Source organism: SAR86 cluster bacterium (assembly GCA_023703575.1).
In the GTDB taxonomy this organism is placed as follows: Bacteria; Pseudomonadota; Gammaproteobacteria; order Magnimaribacterales; family Magnimaribacteraceae; genus Magnimaribacter.
In genome coordinates this window covers 545,734-565,695 of record CP097969.1, presented here as the reverse complement: position 1 = coordinate 565,695, position 19,962 = coordinate 545,734, and the positions used below count along the sequence as shown (strand labels likewise).

At 35.4% G+C, this 19,962-nt stretch carries 22 protein-coding genes and 1 tRNA gene; 8 read left to right on the top strand and 15 right to left on the bottom strand.

Features of this window, described 5'->3' with window-relative positions; all coding sequences use genetic code 11:
- Positions 1-7 precede the first annotated feature (7 nt).
- Complete coding sequence (ggt, locus tag M9C83_02950; GenBank protein ID URQ67173.1) at positions 8-1,726, bottom strand: gamma-glutamyltransferase; 1,719 nt, start codon at positions 1,724-1,726, stop codon at positions 8-10.
- Positions 1,727-1,728: 2 nt separating this feature from the next.
- A complete protein-coding gene (locus M9C83_02945; protein URQ67172.1) occupies positions 1,729-3,090 on the bottom strand; it encodes a beta-lactamase family protein in 1,362 nt (453 codons plus the stop codon).
- 76 nt (positions 3,091-3,166) lie between these two features.
- Here M9C83_02945 and M9C83_02940 point away from each other — a divergent pair, with 76 nt between their 5' ends.
- Complete coding sequence (locus M9C83_02940; GenBank protein URQ67171.1) at positions 3,167-3,964, top strand: SDR family oxidoreductase; 798 nt, start codon at positions 3,167-3,169, stop codon at positions 3,962-3,964.
- Here M9C83_02940 and M9C83_02935 read toward each other — a convergent pair.
- The 11 genes from M9C83_02935 to M9C83_02885 form a co-directional block, all read right to left on the bottom strand.
- Entirely contained in the window at positions 3,961-4,287 is a 327-nt protein-coding gene (locus M9C83_02935; GenBank protein ID URQ67170.1) for a hypothetical protein, read from the bottom strand. The two genes, M9C83_02940 and M9C83_02935, sit on opposite strands and share 4 nt — an antisense overlap.
- A gap of 59 nt (positions 4,288-4,346) precedes the next feature.
- Positions 4,347-4,811, bottom strand: coding sequence for a thermonuclease family protein (locus M9C83_02930; GenBank protein ID URQ67169.1), 465 nt, complete (start codon positions 4,809-4,811; stop codon positions 4,347-4,349).
- A 49-nt stretch (positions 4,812-4,860) separates the two neighbouring features.
- Positions 4,861-4,938 (bottom strand) — tRNA-Asp (locus M9C83_02925).
- Positions 4,939-4,989: 51 nt separating this feature from the next.
- Positions 4,990-5,694 carry a peptidase E gene (locus M9C83_02920; GenBank protein ID URQ67168.1) on the bottom strand — a complete coding sequence of 235 codons (705 nt, stop codon included), beginning with the start codon at positions 5,692-5,694 and terminating at the stop codon, positions 4,990-4,992.
- Positions 5,691-6,359 carry an epoxyqueuosine reductase QueH gene (locus tag M9C83_02915; protein ID URQ67167.1) on the bottom strand — a complete coding sequence of 223 codons (669 nt, stop codon included), beginning with the start codon at positions 6,357-6,359 and terminating at the stop codon, positions 5,691-5,693. The genes M9C83_02920 and M9C83_02915 overlap by 4 nt, the downstream gene beginning before the upstream one ends.
- A 235-nt stretch (positions 6,360-6,594) precedes the next feature.
- Positions 6,595-6,993 carry a DUF4345 domain-containing protein gene (locus M9C83_02910; protein ID URQ67166.1) on the bottom strand — a complete coding sequence of 133 codons (399 nt, stop codon included), beginning with the start codon at positions 6,991-6,993 and terminating at the stop codon, positions 6,595-6,597.
- On the bottom strand, positions 6,987-7,127 hold the full coding sequence (locus M9C83_02905) for a DUF2256 domain-containing protein (GenBank protein ID URQ67165.1): 141 nt from the start codon (positions 7,125-7,127) through the stop codon (positions 6,987-6,989). Before M9C83_02905 ends, M9C83_02910 begins: the two co-directional genes overlap by 7 nt.
- The gene (locus tag M9C83_02900; protein URQ67164.1) at positions 7,117-7,560 is read right to left on the bottom strand and encodes a hypothetical protein; all 444 of its coding nucleotides are present in this window, start codon (positions 7,558-7,560) and stop codon (positions 7,117-7,119) included. Before M9C83_02900 ends, M9C83_02905 begins: the two co-directional genes overlap by 11 nt.
- Positions 7,561-7,643: 83 nt before the next feature.
- A complete protein-coding gene (locus M9C83_02895; protein URQ67163.1) occupies positions 7,644-8,681 on the bottom strand; it encodes an ABC transporter permease in 1,038 nt (345 codons plus the stop codon).
- 51 nt (positions 8,682-8,732) lie between these two features.
- Positions 8,733-9,476 (bottom strand): ABC transporter ATP-binding protein, encoded by a 744-nt coding sequence (locus tag M9C83_02890; protein ID URQ67162.1) that lies wholly within the window; start codon positions 9,474-9,476, stop codon positions 8,733-8,735.
- A 3-nt stretch (positions 9,477-9,479) separates the two neighbouring features.
- Complete coding sequence (locus M9C83_02885) at positions 9,480-10,661, bottom strand: Rieske 2Fe-2S domain-containing protein (protein URQ67161.1); 1,182 nt, start codon at positions 10,659-10,661, stop codon at positions 9,480-9,482.
- Positions 10,662-10,914: 253 nt separating this feature from the next.
- On the opposite strand from M9C83_02885, the gene M9C83_02880 reads away from it, so the two are divergent.
- From M9C83_02880 to M9C83_02870, 3 genes are read left to right on the top strand one after another with little or no spacing between them, the layout of a single operon-like run.
- On the top strand, positions 10,915-11,250 hold the full coding sequence (locus M9C83_02880; GenBank protein ID URQ67160.1) for a hypothetical protein: 336 nt from the start codon (positions 10,915-10,917) through the stop codon (positions 11,248-11,250).
- 30 nt (positions 11,251-11,280) lie between these two features.
- Complete coding sequence (locus M9C83_02875; GenBank protein ID URQ67159.1) at positions 11,281-12,786, top strand: cryptochrome/photolyase family protein; 1,506 nt, start codon at positions 11,281-11,283, stop codon at positions 12,784-12,786.
- Positions 12,787-12,790: 4 nt separating this feature from the next.
- Positions 12,791-13,033 carry a hypothetical protein gene (locus tag M9C83_02870; protein ID URQ67158.1) on the top strand — a complete coding sequence of 81 codons (243 nt, stop codon included), beginning with the start codon at positions 12,791-12,793 and terminating at the stop codon, positions 13,031-13,033.
- 4 nt (positions 13,034-13,037) lie between these two features.
- Here the strand turns inward: M9C83_02870 and M9C83_02865 are convergent, their stop codons facing one another.
- Complete coding sequence (locus M9C83_02865) at positions 13,038-13,715, bottom strand: zinc metallopeptidase (protein ID URQ67157.1); 678 nt, start codon at positions 13,713-13,715, stop codon at positions 13,038-13,040.
- 74 nt (positions 13,716-13,789) lie between these two features.
- On the opposite strand from M9C83_02865, the gene M9C83_02860 reads away from it, so the two are divergent.
- The 4 genes from M9C83_02860 to M9C83_02845 are packed head-to-tail and all read left to right on the top strand — an operon-like array spanning position 13,790 to position 18,485.
- A complete protein-coding gene (locus M9C83_02860) occupies positions 13,790-15,118 on the top strand; it encodes a cytochrome P450 (GenBank protein URQ67156.1) in 1,329 nt (442 codons plus the stop codon).
- Positions 15,119-15,175: 57 nt separating this feature from the next.
- Positions 15,176-16,180 (top strand): extracellular solute-binding protein, encoded by a 1,005-nt coding sequence (locus tag M9C83_02855; GenBank protein ID URQ67155.1) that lies wholly within the window; start codon positions 15,176-15,178, stop codon positions 16,178-16,180.
- A gap of 51 nt (positions 16,181-16,231) precedes the next feature.
- The gene (locus tag M9C83_02850; protein ID URQ67154.1) at positions 16,232-17,830 is read left to right on the top strand and encodes an iron ABC transporter permease; all 1,599 of its coding nucleotides are present in this window, start codon (positions 16,232-16,234) and stop codon (positions 17,828-17,830) included.
- Between the two features lie 4 nt (positions 17,831-17,834).
- Positions 17,835-18,485: an ABC transporter ATP-binding protein gene (locus M9C83_02845; GenBank protein URQ67153.1), complete on the top strand. Its 651-nt coding sequence runs from the start codon at positions 17,835-17,837 to the stop codon at positions 18,483-18,485.
- Positions 18,486-18,488: 3 nt separating this feature from the next.
- Here the strand turns inward: M9C83_02845 and M9C83_02840 are convergent, their stop codons facing one another.
- Positions 18,489-19,796 (bottom strand): MHS family MFS transporter, encoded by a 1,308-nt coding sequence (locus tag M9C83_02840; protein ID URQ67152.1) that lies wholly within the window; start codon positions 19,794-19,796, stop codon positions 18,489-18,491.
- Positions 19,797-19,962 lie beyond the last annotated feature (166 nt).

The window sequence follows — 19,962 nt, the reverse complement described above, 5'->3', positions numbered from 1 at the left end:
AGTTATTTTAAGGAGTTGCAACTCCAGAACCAGGTCTTCTAGGATCAGCTATACCGTAGAAATAATTACCCTCTTTCATAATGGCTTGAACACTGCCCATTGTTGATGAGGGATATAATTTATAACCTTTTTTCTTTAAAAGCGTTTCAGTATCAACACCAAATCCTTTTTCTATCATCAATACTTCAGGCAACCATTGATGGTGAATTCGTGGACTATGAACTGCTTGAGCTATATTCATTTCATGGTCCATCACATTCAAAGCAACTTGAAGCACTGTTGTGATAATCCTACTACCGCCAGGACTCCCTAAAATTACGTAAGGTTCATCATTTTTAAAAATAATTGTTGGAGTCATAGACGAAAGAGGTCTTTTATTCCCTTCTATTGCATTAGCCTCGGATCCGAGTAATCCATATCCATTAGGCGTTCCTGGCTTGGATGAGAAATCATCCATTTCATTATTAATGAGCATGCCCGTGCCTGGAATCATCTTTCCTGAGCCGAAAGAAAAATTAATGGTGTATGTATTTGAAACAGCATTTCCAAAAGCATCCATAACAGAAAAATGAGTTGTATCGGGACTTTCATAAGGGTAAGGATCGCCAGGAGAAATTTCACTTGAAGGAGTTATTTTGTCTTTCGAAATATCTAAATTTAAAGATTTTGCATATTCTTTGCTTGTAAGGCTTGAGGGTACTTCGTAAAAATCACTATCGCCTAAATACTTACTTCTATCAGCATAGGCTCTTTTCATAATCTCAGCGAGAATATGAATACCCTCTGAGCTTCCAAAGCCCATTTCTTGTATGGGAAACTCTTCAAGCATATTTAGCATTTGTACTAAGTGAGTACCTCCTGAGCTGCTGGGCGGCATAGAAACAATTTTAAAATCCCTATAATTTCCAGTGAGTGGTTGCCTTTCAACTATATTGTAGTTATCCAAATCATCAAGAGTAATCAAGCCGCCATTTCTTTCCATTTCTTTTACAATAAGCTTGGCTATATCTCCACGATAAAAAGCATCAGGTCCGTATTTGCTAATTTGTTTTAGAGTAGATGCAAGGTCTGTTTGTATAAGAATTTCTCCAGCCTTATAAAGACTGCCATCTGATTTAAAAAAGACTTTAGAGGCAGCAGGATCAGAAGATAACCTTTCTCTGTAGCGTTTCGAAGCTAATGTATTTGCTAAGTCATGAGGGATTTTAAAACCTTCTTCTGCCAATTTAATAGATGGTTCCATTATTTCCTGCCACGTAAGAGTACCGTATTTAGTTAAAGCATGATAGAAACCAGCTACAGAACCAGGAACACCGGCTGATAGAAGAGAAAACTGAGCTTTATTTCTATCGTAATCTCCATTTTCATCTAGAAATAAATCTCTAGAGGCAGCAGCTGGTGCTTTTTCTCTATAATCTATTGTCAAACTCTTATCTTGATCTTTTAGGTGTATAACCATAAAGCCACCACCTCCAATATTTCCTGCTCTAGGTAACACAACTGCTAAAGCTAACCCAGTCGCTACTGCTGCATCTACTGCGTTGCCTCCTTGTCTAAGAATAGAAGCTCCGACCTCACTAGCGATCATCCTTTGAGAAACAACCATCCCCGCATCACCTATAACCGGATGATTAATTGATTGATATTCAATAATCGGCTGTTCATTAGCAAATATGGTGCTAATAAATGAAATATTCAAAATAATAACGAGAAAAATCTTCTTCATTTTTAATCGTCTATTGATTGGTATACAAGGGCATTAAAGGTTTCTCTAAGAGGCCATGGATTAGCAAGCAATTGCGTCATCACAACTGCGACTAAATCTTCTTTAGGATCTACCCAAAAAAACGTCGATGCAGCACCACCCCAAAAATACATTCCCTCGGAACCATATTGACCAATTAGTCCAGGATCTTCAATTACTCCGACTGTGATACCAAAGCCAGCACCCTGAATATAGTCATCGGACCCTTTAATATTATCTGGTAGAAGATTAGATGACATGAGTTCTACTGATTTTCTACTCAATATTCTTTCTCCAGCAAGTTCACCGCCATTCAGTAACATTTGGGCAAATTTTAAATAGTCTTCTGTTGAAGAGACCAAGCCGGAACCACCATCGAACAATGTTGCAGGTTTCAGATAGGGACTAAAAGAACGATCATCAATTTTTATCATTAAAAGGTCATCTGGTATTCTACCTTTCATTTCAGGTATCAAACGACCTAAATCTCCAGGATACGCGTAAAGAGAGGTGAATCTATCTACCTTTGAAGCTGGAACGGAAAAAGAAGTATCGTTCATTTGAAGCGGTTTAAAGATTTTTTCCTTTAAAAAAGAATCGAATTTCATGCCTGACGCTCTTTCAATAACACAACCCAAAACATCCATCCCCATAGAGTATGTATATTTAACACCAGGTTGATGCATCAGAGGTGCTTTTGACGCTAATGCAGCAGAAAAAGTACAAATATCTGGGAAAGACTTTCCTGAACTAACTACAGTATTGCCATTTATTTCAAGAGCTTCAAAATTATCAATAAAAAAATAAGGAGACAGTCTCTCTTTGGCGTAAATCTCTCGCAGTTGGGGTATAGCTGTAAAGCTATAAGCAATTCCAGAAGTATGAGTAGCTAAATGTCTAATCGTAACTTCTCTATTGAGTTTTTCCAGAGATGTTGTGCCATCTTCATTAATTGTCATTACCTCTGTATTGGCGAACTCAGGTATGTAGAGAGAAACAGGATCATTCAATCTTACTTTACCTTCTTCTAATAAAATCATTAGAGCAACTCCAGTAATTGGTTTACTCATTGAATATATTCTAAATAGTGAGTCTTTTTGGAGAGGTATTTGTTTTTCTAAATCAGAGTATCCTTGAGTTTCAAAATGTACAACTTTGCCTCTTCTTGCAACCGCTGAGATGAAGCCAGGAAATCTCCCTGCTTTTATATTTTCTTCCAGAACAGGAGAGATTTTATCTAGTCTCTCTTTAGAAATACCGACTTGACTGGCTTCATATGAGCTTGGAAATAGAGATAAACTCAATGCTGAAAATAATAAAAAGAAAATCCACTTTGATTTGATCATTGACACCCCATAAATTTACAGAGCTAATGATACTGGATTATTTGATTAATATAAGGCTTAACTGTAAATTTTGAATATGAATTTAAATCTAAAAAATAAGAATGCAATCGTTTGTGCATCTAGCCAAGGATTAGGTAAGGCGGCAGCTATAGATCTTGCGAAGGAAGGAGTGAATCTAGCCATTTGCTCTAGAGACCAAGAAAAAATAGACAAAGCTAAGGAAGAAATACTTCAGAAAACAGATCACAATGTCAAAGTTATAGCATTCAAAGCTGACCTTGATTCTTTAGAGGATATACAAATATTTTTGCAAGAAGTCGAACATAGCTTGGGCGTAGTTGATATTTTAGTAAATAATACTGGCGGTCCACCACCAAGTACATTTGAGCAAATATCTGATGAAGATTGGCAAAATGCATTCAACTCAACAATGATGTCAGCAATTCGGCTCTCAAGAGCCATGATACCTAAGATGAAAGAGAATGGCTGGGGGCGAATAATTAATATCTCCTCAGTATCAGTAAAAACTCCTGTAAATGGATTGTTCCTATCTAACAGTCTTAGAATGGGTGTTCTGGGATGGGCAAAAGCACTTGCAGATGAATTAGCTGCTTATGGCATAACAGTTAATACAGTATGTCCTGGTTATACTAGAACAGAAAGAGTCGAGGCTATCTTAGAATCTCAATCTTCTTCTTCTGGTTTAAGTAAAGAAGAAATAGAAAAAACCATTGCCGATAATATTCCAATGAGAAGAGTTGGCGAAGCTGAAGATTTAGCAGGATTAATAACTTTCTTGGCTTCTGAAAAAGCAAACTATATGACCGGTTTAGCTGTGCAAGTAGATGGAGGGTCTGCAAGAACGTTCTATTAATCTTTGAAATATTTGTTAAGTCGTCTAACTTGCTTAGGAGGCTTTCGCATCAGAACATAACAGATAGATGAAATAAATCCTGAAATGAAAAGAGGAGTCGACAAATAACCTACATAAAAATAAATAGACGCGTTTGATGGTATATCTCCTCCATAACTCTGCATAAAAAATAAAATTAATGAGATTACTAGAAACAGGACTACTATTTTTCTTCTATAGGCTTGATGTCTAGAAGCTTCTTCAATGAGTTCTTGCAATGTAAACTGCTGATCAACGTCATCTGACCTGACATTAAGCTTTCCGTTCGTATAGGACCATTTCATGCAATTCTCCCTGGAACCATTATAGATGGGTTAGATTGCCATAACAATTTTAAGATAAATTAGTTTTTTATCTTTCTCCAATTCCAAGGTTCTAGTGGATTTTTATCCTGCCATAGACCTTTTTTTAAATTTCTCGCTTTTAATTGGTTTTCGTAAAAGGAATTATCTGTGACGTATTGATCATAAACCCACGCATAACCAGCTGATACAAGCTCACGATTAATATCCATGCCTTGCCAATATAGTCTTCCTAGTTTTCTTCCGTATCTATCTGTCCCGGAGATATCTGCGTCAACTCTTCCTTCCTTCAAAAGACCTTTTAAATATTCAGTTGAATTGCTCCCATAAGGCTGATCTCTTTCAGGTGCATCGATCTCTGTGAGTCGGATCTTATAAACTTCATCTTGATAAAAGACATGCACAGTATCTCCATCGACTACTTTTTTTATTTTGAGACCCTCTAAGTATTCTGCATTTGAAACTTGAGAAATTAATAACGCACCAATGAGAGATAGAATTTTCATATTATCATTCTATTGATTATTTATTTGTGTGTTAACCCTGAATGAAAAATGGCGGACCGGACGAGACTCGAACTCGCGACCTCCGCCGTGACAGGGCGGCGTTCTAACCAAACTGAACTACCGGTCCATAGAACTCAGGCATTCTAACAGGAGTTATATAATTTTGAGAGATTACTTTTTAGTTTTTTTGGGCCTTTAAAGAAAGAGATTCAAATGCCACTTCTGATACTTTCCCTTGGACGAGTGAAACTAGATAAGACAGTTTTTGTTTGCCGAAATCAACGGATAAGTAATCATTATTATCTTTAATGTGAAGGGCTGCATTACCTTCGGAGGCATAACACGCGTTTATAATATCCTTTTCGAGAAAAGACTTAACTGAAGGTCGTCTCTGAGGTTCTTCATCATAATGCGGACAAAAATTGCCTTTCACAAACCCCATACAATCGATTACTTTGAGTTCATCCTCCCAAGAATCAACGACAGCTCTTTCAAACCAACAGTTAGCACCAGCACTGACTCCACTCATGACGACTCCAGCCTCGTAAGCTTTTTTAAGCAAGCTATCTAGCCCCCAATCTTTCCAAACAGCCAACATACTCTTAGTATTGCCACCCCCTACAAAGATAGCATCTTGTTCACCTATTAACTTTTCTAGATCCGGAGTTCTTTTAAAGAAATCTAAATGAACTGGATTACAGTGTAACTTTGAGAAAGTACTATAGTAATTAACTTTGTAAGCTTCATTGTCTCCTGTTGCAGTTGGTATAAAGCAAATATTTGGTAGTTCCTTGCCAGTCTGATCCAGAATATATTGTTCTATTAGACCTTCACCTGGATTCCTTCCAAAACCCCCACCGCCAATCGCGATAATATGTTTCATGAAATATTATAATATTTTATACCGCGTTTTATCCTAGGCCTGTTGTTCTCTCTGCGCCATTTATTAGTATCTCTCAAGCTATAAACACAACCACAGTATTCTTGTTGATAAAATTCTTCTCTTTTGGATATTTCTATCATTCTTGAAGAACCTCCTTGCTTTCTCCAATTAAAATCCCAATAACTGACCTGGTCATACCTTCCTGCTGCTCTGTGACCGGAATCATTTATTTGTTTCATATCTTTCCACCTTGAGATACCTAGTGTTGTAGCATAAACAGCATAATCATTTTCACTTGCATATAGCGCTGATCTTTCGAACCTCATATCAAAGCATTTTGTGCATCTTTTCCCTCTTTCAGGTTCATTTTCAAGACCTCTTATTCGCTCGAACCAATTTTCTTTATCATAATCAGCATCAATGAATTTAAATCCTAAGGCATCACAAAATCTTTTATTTTCATCTTTTCTTATTTCATATTCCTCAACAGGATGAATATTAGGATTATAAAAGTAAACTGTAGTTTCAATATCCGATGCTGCAACGGCTTCCATTATTTCCCCTGCGCAAGGTGCGCAACAACTATGAAGAAGCAGCTTAGAATCTTTCTTTGGTAGCTCTAATTTTGGTCTAGAAAAATTTTCAAGAGAATATTTATTGTCCATACTTTTAAATTTCTTAACCGTGGGAAAACATTAAAGCGGAAACAAATATAACACCAGTTGTTAAAACTCCAAAAATGGAAATGAACAAACAAAGTAAGAAGATTCTTGTAAGCTGGATTTTGTTAGTTATTTGTAATGAAGTATTTTTGAAATACCAATGAAGTATAAGTAACCAATTTAACAGAAAAGTTATACCGCCTAAGCAAAATATAAGTGTGATGGTATTAGAGCTCATTTAAACTTCTGCTACTGTCCTGTTTTTAGAAGAAGCAAGTCTCCAAAGCGATAGGACTATCACCAAGGCCTCTGCAATCATGGCGATCATAATAGAGTTATCCATCTGACCAGTGAGAAGATAATTAGTAAGCCTTCCTAGGAAAATACAACTAAACATGAACGAAAAAAGGATATAGGTTTGCCTTGCGAGCTTGTGAAAGAAAATTGCCAAAAAGGCCATAAGTCCCAATCCCGAAATTAAAGTGTAGTAAGCCCTTATTTCAGAAAAAGCAAATTCACTATTAAGTCCATAGCCAGTTAGTTCAGCAATACCTTCCGGAGAAAAAAAGCCATAGATGCCAAATCCTAAATGCTCAATTGCTAGTATTGTTAATATAATTTTATCTACTCTTAACATTTCCCCTCTCTTTTGCATCTTTTGCTACAAAATCTTACCTCTTCCCAATTCCTTTCCCATTTTTTTCTCCATGAAAAGGGTCTTTTGCAGTTTGCACAAATTTTTGTTTCTAGTGATAGTTTACTATGAGCCATTTTTTAAAGCTTCGTTTACCTTTTCAAAACTAAAACCTCGCATAATGATTTCTTCTGGTGACAAACCTTCTTCAGTAAGCTCTTTAATTCTCTCTGTAGCAGGTAAATCAACTCTTTCATCAAATCCTTCCATAGATGCTTTACCTTCATCGAAAGTTACTATTCCTTGATAGTTAGAGTGCTTTATCAATCTTAGGATTCTTTCCCATGAAGTTACTACCTCTTCTTTTGTCTTAGATTGGCGCCAAACTCTTCCCCAAAAAAGTATTTCTGATGCTGTCCGCACTTCAAGATCTTTTGTTTCATCATGCATAATCTCTGTGACTGCTTTGAAGGAATTAGGTAATTTCTTTGCAGTCAAAGTGGCTAAAGCTTGAGCTTCCCATGAATTTAATAATTTTCGTGGGTTCTTGTAGTTAGCACTTTGGAACAATTTTTTTTGCCTTATTAAATGAGTTTTAATGGAATATTTCCATTTTAACTCTTTTTAAAAGTATATTCTCAAAATATAAATGATTATCTAGCCACTTCTTTCCAGACAAAGAATCTTATTGAGATAAAAAAAGCAATCATTACCCAGATGACTAGCCCAATAGTTGAGGTACTAAAAGAGAAAAGACTTGCACCATCATTAGCAATTTCTCTTAATGAGGAAACAACTGAACTTAGCGGTAAAGAGTAAACTATTGGTTGAACTAATTCAGGCATCGAGCTGATAGGAAAAAATACTCCAGACAGGATAACTTGGGGAAATGTAACCAAACCTACAACAGGCCTGATGCCTTCTTGAGTCTTTGCGAGGCTCCCAAGTGCAAAGCCTATAAATAAAAAAATAAGAGTTCCTAGAATAACAGCAGAATAAAACGAAATATAACTGCCAATAATATTTATATCTAATAAAAGTAACGCTATAGATAAAACGGCAGAAAGTTGAACTAGAACGATGGCCATTCTGGCTAAAACAATACCAATCATAAAGTCTCTAGGTTTGATTGGAGTTACAAATAATCGTTTAAGTATTCCTCTTCTTCTATATTCCACAATATTAAATCCTGATCCAGCAATGCTCAAATTCATGATCATAAAAGCTAATAGTCCAGGAAGTAAGAAATCTATATACCTTTGATTTCTTGATTTCACATCTTCCAATTCAACAGAAAATAAAGGAGACATATTTCTTATATTCCTTTCTATAGAAACAAGCGATCTGTCTATGGCCTGTTTGATAATACTAGCTTGTCTTGCTTGAGAAGCATCCACATAAAATTTCAATGCATCTAAATTTTCAATTTCCTCAAAATTCTCAGGAATTACAATTAATCCTCCTATCTCGCCCTCTTCCAGAGATAGTTTGAGGTTTTCAAAATCTCCATTAATTAATGTAAATAAATCTTCATTTTCTAAGTTTTCTAAAAATTCAGAAGAAAAAGGTGAATTGGATTTATCTTCTACTCCGATAAGAAATGGCTGAGGTTCACTGCCCGAAAAAGAAAAGGCTCCGATGAATATGAGTGGGAAAAAAAGACTAAATAAAATAGCTTGTCTATTTCTCAAGAATATCTTTAAAAAAATCTTGGATAAATGTAACTGCAAGGAAGTAATCATTTAATCTCTAAGTTCTTTGCCAGTTAATGACAAAAAAACATTTTCAAGATTCCCATCCTCTCGATCATATTTGTTTATTAAATCTTTGGGATTTCCTTCAATAATGATTTTACCTTTATCCATAATTGCTACTTTGTGGCAAAGGTTTTCTGCCTCTTCCATATTATGGGTCGTAAGAATAATTGTCATTCCGGAAAAATTTAATTCTTTTATTAGCTCCCAGAGATTATGTTTGGCTTGCGGATCTAAGCCAGTAGTTGGCTCATCGAGAAAAAGAACTTTAGGTTCATTAACTAAAGCACATGCAATGGAAAATCTCTGTTTTTGACCACCTGACAGTTCTTCAGGTTTTGAGTTAATCTTCTCCAAAAGGTCTACTTTGTTTAGAAGACTTTTGGCATCGACATTATTTTGGTAAAGCTTGCCAAAAAGGATCAGTAATTCTTTAAGGCTTAGGGAGTCAAAATATTCGTTTGATTGAAGTTGTACTCCTATAATCTCTTTAACTGCATAGGGATTATCCGCAACATTAATTCCTTTTACTGTAGCATAACCTTCGTCTATATCAGTTAAGCCCTCTATCATTTCTAATGTTGTCGTTTTCCCTGCCCCATTAGGGCCTAATATTCCATATATTTGGACTTCCTCAAGTATAAAAGAAATGCCATCGACAGCTTTTAAGTCTTTATCAGACTCCGGATCAGGATAAGATTTCTCTAAGCCTCTAACTTCGAGAATATTCACTCTCTAAGCTTCTTCTAGTGGTAAAGATTGAAGGCCTAAAGCTTCGCGATAAGTATTATGATAATGATGAAGAGCAGGCTCATTTTTACCAAATGTTAAATAATCGATATTCCCTGATTTAAGACCTTTATGGGATGAGGCTGCTGCAACATAATCTTCATCTCTAATTACAGAGGCAAATCCATTGTATTGCTGTTGAAGCAGTTCCTTTCCATTAATACCTTGCTTCTCTAGCTGTTGGACATGCTCTAAAACATGGGGATAAAAATAAAATGAAATTTTAGAGATACTCTTATGAGGTGAATTTTCTAAGGGGTACTCTTGAACTAGGAAGGCGCCCTCTTGTGTAGGCATAAAAATAATATTTGGAAAAAGATAATATACAGGCAATGTGCCAGCACAGATATTCCAATCAGATTCGGGCAGTTTTCTCATTTCGTCTATGGCTCTTCTACACAATATTAACCTTCCATTACGATTAAAGTTATCGAACATTTGACAGTTCCCATGGAATACTTCGTGCAAAGAATCTTTGTGCAGAACAGAAAAATGATAGGTTTCGCCAAATGTATCAATCGCTAATTTCCAATTCATATCGGTTACATATTCTTCTTGGTGTTCGAAAACTAAACTATCAAAATTCCAAGATTCAAATTCTTTAACTAAGTCTTCTCCAAGTAATTCATCAAAATTAATCATTCCATCTCTTGAAGGATGAACCCATAGAAACCCGAATTTCTCAGTAGATGGTAACTCTTTTAGTCCGTAGCATGTTTTATCTATTTCTCCGAATTGATCTTTTTTTGGATAGCCTACGAGCTCACCATCATTGTTGAAAGTCCAGCCGTGAAAGGGACAAGAAAATCTCGTCTTTTCACCCTTTTTATTTGACTCAACTGTTACACCTCTGTGAGAACAAACATTAGCATAAGCCTTAAATTTACCACTACTATCCCTCACAGCTAAGACCGGTACACCGAAATCCTCAGTTGTTAAAAAAGTATCTGGTCCAGGCAAGTCACCTGATAACCCTACTATTTGAGGATAATTTTGAAAAAAAGTATTCCACTCCATATCGAATCTTTCTTCCGACGTGTATGTATCGGCGGGAGCTCTTATTATACCTCCTGCATCGATGTTAGTTTTGTTATCTAAATGATGCATTAATCCCTTTAGAAGGCGCATCTGTTCTTTTTTCTGCATTAACTACTTACTGGTTTTTTCATTACTTTATCACAGGTTTGTAGATCAAAAAAATTCATTAAAAGTTAAATTCATATATTAATCATTTAAAGAACAATTTATAATACTTCCAACACATTCAGTGTTGCTCGCTGCTCAACTTAATAATCTGCTTTGCTAGGTTATACGAAATGTCAGGGCACTGACACTTTCGGTTACGAACTTAGACGCACAGAACTGATATAAGGAAATATTTATGAAATACTTATTTATATTATTGTTCTCAATAACTTCGAATCTAGCTCTTGCGAGCTACCACGGAGGAAGTGAAAATCCTTCTTCAGGTGATGATGGAGGCGGTTACGGTGGAAGTAGCTCTGCTGCAGGAGCAATTGTAGCAGTAGGATTAATTGCCTACTTCGTCATGAATAGTGGTGATGATTCTGAAGAAGCTGATTTCGTCAATGAAACAGCTGAAAGGAAATTTACTATAGATTTCTTGAAACAGCCTGCTCAAGACGCTTTTGTCGATAATCAATATTTTGAACAAGATAATGAATTTCAAATAAACTTCAAATACCGTTTGAACTAATTTGAAAACTTTTGCGCCCAACATTTTGCTATGACTTCCAAGAACGGTAGAAATCTTTTTTTAGTCTTAGGCAATCAACTTTTCAATCCCGAGGAGTTATTAGAAAAAGATTGCACAGATGTATACATGTCTGAGGATTTCGGTTTATGCACTTACCAAAAGCATCATAAACTAAAGCTCTATCTTTTTTTGACGGCTATGAGGGAATACAAGGATACTTTAATGGCTGAAGGCATAAATGTTCACTACAACAAACTAGAAAACCTAAAAGCCTCAAAAAGTTACTTTGATAACTTTGGTGCTTTTCTTAAAGGTAAAGATTTTCATAAAATTTTTATGTATCAGATTGAAGATAAGTCCTTCGAAGAGGAATCTATCAATTATTTTAATAAGATTGAGAAAGAAATAGAATTTATCAAGTCACCTATGTTTCTCTTTTCAAGAGAGGAATTAAGAGAGTTCCAAGGAGACAGTAGTAAATATAGGATGGCTAGTTTCTATAAAAAATCTCGATTAAATTTAAATCTCCTTATAGACGAGGATGGAAATCCAGAAGGAGGCAAGTGGTCTTTTGATGAGGAAAATAGAAAAAAATTTCCGAAGGACATAGAGCTTCCTATACAGCCCACTTATAAGAAATCTAAGCATCACGATGATATTATCCAAATTATTGAAAAATACTTTTCTGATCACCCAGGATTATTAGATAATTTTTGGTTTCCAGTTACTAGAGAACAAGCTAAGAATCATTTTGATAATTTTTTAAAAGTAAAATTCAATAACTTTGGTTTATATGAAGATGCAATGTTGAATGAAAAAAATTTTCTTTTTCATAGTTGCATTAGTTCTTCGTTAAACCTAGGACTGATAACTCCAAAGGAAATTTTAAAATCTATTAATAAACATGTCAGTAAATTTGAGGTACCTCTAAATTCTTTAGAGGGGTTCCTAAGGCAGTTAATAGGATGGAGAGAATTTATAAGGGGTATATATCAAGATCAAAGTGAATTTCAACTTCAAAGTAACTATTGGAATCACACCAACAAACTCTCTAAAAGTTGGTATGACGGGACGACTGGTATTGTTCCTCTTGATGATTGCATAAAAAGTGTTCTTAAAGACGGCTACAATCATCACATACCAAGACTGATGATTATAAGTAATCTAATGAATATGTGCGAAATTCATCCTGATGAAATTTATAAATGGTTTATGGAAATGTACATTGATTCATCAGACTGGGTAATGGTCCCTAATGTATATGGAATGGCAACCTTTGCAGATGGTGGATTGATGTCTACTAAACCTTATACATGCGGTTCCAACTATATTATGAAAATGAGCAATTATAAAAAAGGGGAATGGAACGATACGGTTGACGGACTCTACTGGAGATTTACAGAGAAACATAGAAACTTCTTTGAAAAGAACGCCAGAATGAGCTTTCTCACGAGAACTTTAGACAGATTGGATCCTGCGAGAAAGGAGAGTATATTTGCAAATGCTGAAAAATTTATAAAAGAAAATACTAAGTAAAAATATGAAAAAGAAATTAATTTGTGCAATTTTTCTCATAAGCTTCAATATCTTAACAACGGAGGAAAAAACAATTAGTGACTTAACAGTCGAGGAGTTAACTCAGATCGTTAGAGAAATTGTTCAAGAAAGTCTTGAGAAATGTCTAGTTTCTGGATCTATGGAAGGTCGTGCAAAAGTAAACTTAGCCGTCGTTGGGTCTGTTGAGGCTAAGATGGTCTGTGACTTTGAAGAGAAGTTAGATTAAATTTCTAACGTACTCTTGAAACGAGAAGCCACAAATATCGAAGAGACAAGAAACTCGTAAGTGCACCAATTACATAAGTGAAAGCAGCTGCTTTAAGCACATTGCTACAATTGGCATGATATTGTTCAGGTATCTTTTCTCTAATAATAGGCATAGCTCGTCTGAAGCTTGCATCAATCTCCACATCTAGGGTAATTAAGTGAATCAAAACTCCTAGAAGAACTGAGCATATGACAAAAATAAGGCAAACTTTGATAAGACCAAAAGAACCAGTTGCTAATATGAGTGGCAGACCACTGTAGAGGATTATTCCTCCAAGTTTTGATATCCACTGAGTTTTTTCTACTATATTTGTTCTGCGAACTAACGGACCATACTCTTCGTTATGTTGTATTGCATGACCTATCTCATGACACACTATAGTTAATGAAGTTAAACTTTTTTTTGATAATCTACCCTCTTGAACTCTTACAGTCTTATCGTTTAAATCATAATGATCTTCCATTGAAGATTCTTCGATCTTTACGTCTTTTAAATTATTCTCTTCGAGAATAAGTCTTCCGAATTCTTCTGCATTGAATGGCATATTTGTGAGTTCTTTGTCATTACTTTTCATTGAATAAGAAAGCCAAAATTTGGGAATAACAAAGACAATTAGAAAAAATAAGATTCCTATTAACATTAGTTATATTTTAAAACATATTAAAAAAAAACTTTATAACAATAATCAATATCTTTTGACATAATGTTTGCCATATGAGCACAGAACAAAAAAATAATATCTTTGATATTGAAAATATATCAAACGCAGAAATTAAAGCTAAGTGGGGATTGCCAGACGACATTGATCCTTACTCCGTTGACATCGATAAAATCAATCCTGCTAATAATGACTGGTTTGGAAAGAATCTTGATATCGATGTATTCAAAAGGTTAAGAGAAGAGTGTCCTGTTCACTTCACTGAGGATAGTCAAGCAGGTCCTTATTGGTCTATCTCAGGATATGAAGATGTAAAAGCTATTGATATGAACCATAAAATATTTTCTTCCGACATCATGAATGGTGGCATTAGGCTAGGTGGACAGCCAATGTCAGAGCCGCCCGACGCAATATTTCATCTACCTATGTTCATCATGCAAGATCAACCAATTCACACTGAACAAAGACAAGTAGTTGCGCCGATGTTTACTCCAGGTCATTTAGGAAATTTTGAGCGATTAATTAGAGAAAGGACTGAAAATATTCTTGATGAACTTCCTGATGGAGAGACTTTTAATTGGGTTGATAAGGTATCGATAGAACTTACTAGCCGAATGTTAGCTACGTTATTCGATGTCCCTCAAGAAGATAGATTAAAGCTTATACATTGGTCAGATACGGTTGAGAGAATAACGGATCCAGATTTTTTTGAAACTCCTGAGGAAGGTTTTCAAGAACTATGGAAATGTTTTGAATACTTCAATTCAATATGGGAAGAAAGGAAGGCTAACGGTAGTGATGGAAACGATCTTATTTCAATGCTCGCTCGCGGTGAAAACACCAAAAATATGACGCCCAATGAATTTTTAGGAAATGTAATTCTTCTAATAGTAGCAGGAAACGATACTACTCGAAATTCGATGAGTGGGGGTATTAAAGCTTTTAATCAATTCCCGGAGCAACTTGCTAAAGTTCAAGCTAACAATGATTTAATAGGCAATATGGTGTCTGAGATTATTAGATGGCAAAGTCCTGTTGGACATATGTGTCGAACAGCAATGGAAGATGTTGAGATTGGCGGAAAGAACATTAAAAAATGGGATAAGGTTGCAATCTGGTACACATCTGCAAATAGAGATATAAATAAATTTGAGAACCCTGATGAACTTAACGTCGAAAGAGAGGATGCAAGGCAGCATATCTCTTTTGGTTTTGGAATCCATAGATGCCTTGGCAATAGACTTGCCGATCTTCAACTGAAGATTCTTTGGGAAGAAATTCTAAAAAGATTTTCATTCATTGAAACTGTAGGAGAAACTAAGTATCTCAACTCAAGTTTTATTAGAGGTATTACAGAACTGCCAGTAATCGTTCATAGAAAGTAAATTCTATTTGAGAATCATTCTCAATAAAGTAAAATTCTACTTATGAAGAAAATTCAAATGATTTTACTTTTTTCCTTTTTTATTGACCTAGTTATTGCTGATGAAGTAAATGTGTATACATCTCGTCACTATGATTCCGATGATGCGCTTTATGAAGAATTTACTGAAGAGACCGGTATAAAAGTTAATATCATCTCTGGAAAAGGCAGTGCCCTATTGCAAAGACTCAAGGCGGAAGGAAAGAATTCACCCGCTGACATCTTTTTCACCGTAGATGCGGGAAATCTTTGGAAAGTTCAAAAAGAAGGTTTGTTTCAAAGCATTCAGTCTGAAAAAGTACTCGCTGAGGTTCCTGAAAATCTCAGAGGTCCAAATGATGAATGGACAGCTATAGCTAAAAGAGCCAGAGTTATATTTTATAATCCGGAGAATGTTTCTGATGAGCTAGTAGAGAATTTTAATTACGAGGACTTAGCGGATCAAAAATGGAGTAAAAGAGTTGTTATAAGAAGTTCCAATAATATGTATAACCAATCTTTGGTTGCATCACTGATTAAGAATATAGGAAAAGAAGCAACTGAAAAATGGGCCACAAAATTAGTTGGTAACTTTGCAAGAAAGCCTCAAGGTAATGACAGATCACAAATTATAGCAGTAGCAAATGGAGAGGCAGATTTAGCTGTGGCAAATAGCTATTACATAGGGATAATGCTTTCCGGATCTGCTGGGCAAGAACAACTAGAAGCTGCAAGGAAAGTAAAAATGATTTTTCCAAATCAAAAAAATAGAGGAGCTCATATTAATATAAGTGGGGCTGGTATATTAAAAAATGCACCAAATAAAGATAATGCTAATTCTTTCATTGAGTTTTTGATTTCGAAAAGAGTTCAAAAATATATGATTGATAAATCATATGAATATTCAGTCCTTGAAGATGTTGCACCCAGCGCCGAAATAGCAGGTTTTGGAACAAACTTCAAAGAAGATCAAATTTCTGTAAGAAGTTTTGGTGAACTGAATCCAAGTGCAGTAAAACTTATGGATAGGTCTGGTTGGAAATAGCTAATATCTAGTTTAAGCTTAATTGAAACATTTTTAAATTTAAAATTGAACATGGTATCTTCATGGAGACTTCTCCCCTTTGCAGTCCTGATTATCTTTACTGCTCCTCTAGTAATAGTCTTATCAAGTTTATTTGGAAATTATTCTGACAATTGGTCTCATCTTTATGAATTTGTTCTTTTAGACTATGTTAATTCGTCACTTATATTAGTAATTGGAGTTGCAGTCTTAGTATTCATTATTGGAACAGTGACTGCCTGGACGGTTACAAACTACAACTTTATTGGCAAGAACATATTTGAGTGGGCTTTGATTCTTCCATTGTCTATACCGCCATACATTTTGGCCTATACTTTTACCGGACTGTTTGATCCTTATGGGGATGCCAATAATTTAATTAGATATTTGTTTGGTCTCGATGATGATTTTGTTTTCTTCCCAAATGTGAGAAGCATGTATGGTGCAATAATAGTATTCGCCTTTACTCTATATCCTTATGTTTACCTAGTGTCTAGAAACGCTCTCCTCAATCAATCAAAATCAATGAAAGAGGCCTCACGGTTACTAGGTCTCAATGAAATACAAGTTTTTTATAAGCTTGCATTGCCGATAATAAGGCCGGCTGTTATAGCTGGTGTTATGTTAGTGATCATGGAAACTTTATCTGACTTTGGTGCTGTGGATCACTTTGCAGTAGAGACTTTTACCACCGGGATATTTAGAACTTGGTATGGCTTGTACGATCTACAAACTGCCATGCAACTAGCTTCTTTATTGCTTATTGTTATTGGTGTATTTTATCTAATCGAAAAAAATACTCGGGGCGGGTCAATCTATACATCTAATAATTCAAATTTCTCGCCCAATCTTGAGGATAATCTGCAAGGTTTTAAGGGATTAGTAGCATTTTTAATTTGTTTTATTCCAATTTTTATAGGCTTTATCGTTCCAGTAGTTGAACTTAGTCTTTGGGCATACGAAGTAAACCTTGGCTTTTTCAATCACAGATTTATAAGTAATTCAGTGAACACGCTCAGCCTGTCTTTAGGAACAGGTATAATTTGTGCTGGGTTAGCTCTATTAATCAACTTTTCAGTCAGATTTAAACCTAATAAATTAGTTGAGAAATTAAGTTCACTGTTGTCTTTAGGATATGCTGTACCAGGCCTAATACTTGCTGTAGGTATGGTACAGCTAATGGTATATCTTGATACTTTTTTATTTTCCATTGTAGATATTGTGTTGACTGGCTCAATCTTTGGATTAATGATTGCCTTCGTCATAAAAACTTATGCACTTGCAAATTCCTCTATAGAATCCAGTTACCAAAGAGTTAGTAATTCAATAGATGAATCATCAAGATTGCTCGGAATCTCGGGTTGGCGCATGCTGATTAATGTTCATTTTCCGCTGATGAAAACCGCTTTATTGACTTCCGTTTTACTAGTGATGTCTGATGTAGTGAAAGAACTACCTGCGACTCTCATACTTAGACCTTTTAATTTTGAAACATTGGCGGTTTCAACATATACCTATGCCTCTGAAGAAAGAATGTTGCAAGCAGCTGCACCTGCTATTGCCATAGTCATTATAGGATTGATACCCATAATATTTCTCTCAAAAATGATAAGATCTTCTAGACCCAATTAAGTAAATGGAAAACCTCATCTTAGAAATTAAAGACTTGAATCATGCTTATGGGAAGTCTGACTTAATAATAAAAGGTCTTAATTTAAATATTTCAATCGGAGAGAAAGTTTCAATATTAGGTCCTTCGGGATGTGGAAAAAGTACTTTATTAAGACTTATTGCTGGTTTAGAAAACCCCAATAGCGGTGAGATTATTAAGAAAGCCGAAGTTATGACCAGTGACAAAATATTCATTCCTCCTGAAAAACGAAACGTAGGCCTAGTTGTCCAAGAGAAGGCTCTTTTTCCCCATTTGTCCGTTTATGAAAATATTTGTTTTGGTATTCAGAGAAATAAAGATAAAAACAAAATTGTATCGGATCTTCTAGAACTCTTAAAAATAGATTCTCTTAAGAATAAGTACCCTCATGAAATATCTGGAGGTGAACAACAAAGAGTAGCACTTGCTCGATCTTTAGCACCAAATCCAGATTTACTAATGTTAGATGAGCCTTTTAGTGCACTAGATGAAGATCTTAGAAGAAGTCTATATGAGGAAGTGTCGAAGGTGTTTTCTGAAAGAAATTCTAGTATTCTTTTAGTAACTCATGATGCTTTTGAAGCTGAGGTCATGACTGATAAACAGTTAAGAATGGAAAATGGAAATTTAATTTAGACCTTATTCATTCAAGTCAGTCTTATAGGTTTCAGTTAAAAAATAGACAGATATTAAAGACAAGATAGAAGCAAATGCTATATATACAGACACCCAAAAAATATCATAATTTTTCCAAAGAAGCGTCGCTATCGTAGGCGCAAAAGAACCGCCAATAATTGCTCCAATTTGGTAACCAAGCGACGCACCAGAGTATCGGACTTCTGTAGAAAATAATTCAGCAAAAAAGGCGGCTTGAGGACCGTACATCATGCCTAAAAAGGCTAATCCTCCAGTAACACCGAATATAACTAAATAAAAATTTCCTGTGTCTATTAGAGGGAACAGGGCAAAAGACCATAAAGCAGTTAAGGCAGCTCCAGCCATAAAGATTCCTTTCCTTCCATTTTTATCGGAGTAATCTGAAAACATAAATTGCGTTGGTACCATTAAAGCAGATCCTATCAAGACAGCCATAAGAAGATCATTTCTGGATAAGTCAGTAGTCTGAACACCATAGGCAAGTATAAAGGCCACTAATATATAGAAAGTTACTTGTACCGAAAGGAAGGCTCCCGCTGCTAGTGAAATCCTTTTAGGATATCTTCTTAACGCTTCTAAAATTGGAGATGATTTAACAACTTTCTCATTACTATCATCGGCTGACTTCAATGCCTCCAAATCTTTAAAGGCCTTTGTATCTTCTAGATTGAGCTGTATGTACATACTGATAATTACAAGAACAAAACTTATAAGAAAAGGGATTCTCCAACCCCAAGACAAGAAGTTTTCTTCTGATGTAAACATACTTACTGAGATAAAAGCTATATTTGCAAGAATAACTCCAACAGGGGCTCCTGCTTGAGCATAAGCACCATAGAAGCCTCTTCTGTGATTGGGAGCACTCTCAGTAACCAATAGCATAGCGCCGCCCCACTGTCCTCCTATTGCAATGCCCTGGCAAAATCTTAAGGATGTAAGAATTATTGGAGCAGCTATTCCTATGGTGTCATAGGTAGGCAATAATCCGATAAGAGTTGAAGAAATACCCATAAGCATTAGAGCAATCACTAATGTCTTTTTTCTTCCTATCAAATCTCCGAAATGACCAAAGACAATTCCGCCAATAGGCCTAGCTATAAATCCTGCAGCAAAAGTCATAAAAGATAAAACTAGTGCAGTAGTTGCATCGACTTCTCCAAAAAATAGTTTTGGGAATACTAAACCTGCTGCTGCTCCATATAAGAAGAAGTCATACCACTCGATACTTGTTCCACTCAAAGAGGTCAAAGCTACTTTTCTTATATTTGACTCTTTTTGTGTATTACTCATAAGTTAATAATAAACTGAAATCTATTTCTAAACATAGATTTGTCAGAGCAAAAACTTATTTATAACAAATACACCAACGGATAAGCCGCAGACTATAGAAATAACTTCGACCATTCTTTGGTTATTTAAAACTTTTGATAATAGGTTATTCAGTGTGAACCAAGTA

Bases quoted from the DNA above. Each gene is read 5' to 3' on its own strand.
- ggt (URQ67173.1), bottom strand. From the start codon at position 1,726: ATGAAGAAGATTTTTCTCGTTATTATTTTGAATATTTCATTTATTAGC.
- M9C83_02945 (URQ67172.1), bottom strand. From the start codon at position 3,090: ATGATCAAATCAAAGTGGATTTTCTTTTTATTATTTTCAGCATTGAGT.
- M9C83_02940 (URQ67171.1), top strand. From the start codon at position 3,167: ATGAATTTAAATCTAAAAAATAAGAATGCAATCGTTTGTGCATCTAGC.
- M9C83_02935 (URQ67170.1), bottom strand. From the start codon at position 4,287: ATGAAATGGTCCTATACGAACGGAAAGCTTAATGTCAGGTCAGATGAC.
- M9C83_02930 (URQ67169.1), bottom strand. From the start codon at position 4,811: ATGAAAATTCTATCTCTCATTGGTGCGTTATTAATTTCTCAAGTTTCA.
- M9C83_02920 (URQ67168.1), bottom strand. From the start codon at position 5,694: ATGAAACATATTATCGCGATTGGCGGTGGGGGTTTTGGAAGGAATCCA.
- M9C83_02915 (URQ67167.1), bottom strand. From the start codon at position 6,359: ATGGACAATAAATATTCTCTTGAAAATTTTTCTAGACCAAAATTAGAG.
- M9C83_02910 (URQ67166.1), bottom strand. From the start codon at position 6,993: ATGTTAAGAGTAGATAAAATTATATTAACAATACTAGCAATTGAGCAT.
- M9C83_02905 (URQ67165.1), bottom strand. From the start codon at position 7,127: ATGGCTCATAGTAAACTATCACTAGAAACAAAAATTTGTGCAAACTGC.
- M9C83_02885 (URQ67161.1), bottom strand. From the start codon at position 10,661: ATGCGCCTTCTAAAGGGATTAATGCATCATTTAGATAACAAAACTAAC.
- M9C83_02880 (URQ67160.1), top strand. From the start codon at position 10,915: ATGAAATACTTATTTATATTATTGTTCTCAATAACTTCGAATCTAGCT.
- M9C83_02875 (URQ67159.1), top strand. From the start codon at position 11,281: ATGACTTCCAAGAACGGTAGAAATCTTTTTTTAGTCTTAGGCAATCAA.
- M9C83_02870 (URQ67158.1), top strand. From the start codon at position 12,791: ATGAAAAAGAAATTAATTTGTGCAATTTTTCTCATAAGCTTCAATATC.
- M9C83_02865 (URQ67157.1), bottom strand. From the start codon at position 13,715: ATGTTAATAGGAATCTTATTTTTTCTAATTGTCTTTGTTATTCCCAAA.
- M9C83_02860 (URQ67156.1), top strand. From the start codon at position 13,790: ATGAGCACAGAACAAAAAAATAATATCTTTGATATTGAAAATATATCA.
- M9C83_02855 (URQ67155.1), top strand. From the start codon at position 15,176: ATGATTTTACTTTTTTCCTTTTTTATTGACCTAGTTATTGCTGATGAA.
- M9C83_02850 (URQ67154.1), top strand. From the start codon at position 16,232: ATGGTATCTTCATGGAGACTTCTCCCCTTTGCAGTCCTGATTATCTTT.
- M9C83_02845 (URQ67153.1), top strand. From the start codon at position 17,835: ATGGAAAACCTCATCTTAGAAATTAAAGACTTGAATCATGCTTATGGG.
- M9C83_02840 (URQ67152.1), bottom strand. From the start codon at position 19,796: ATGAGTAATACACAAAAAGAGTCAAATATAAGAAAAGTAGCTTTGACC.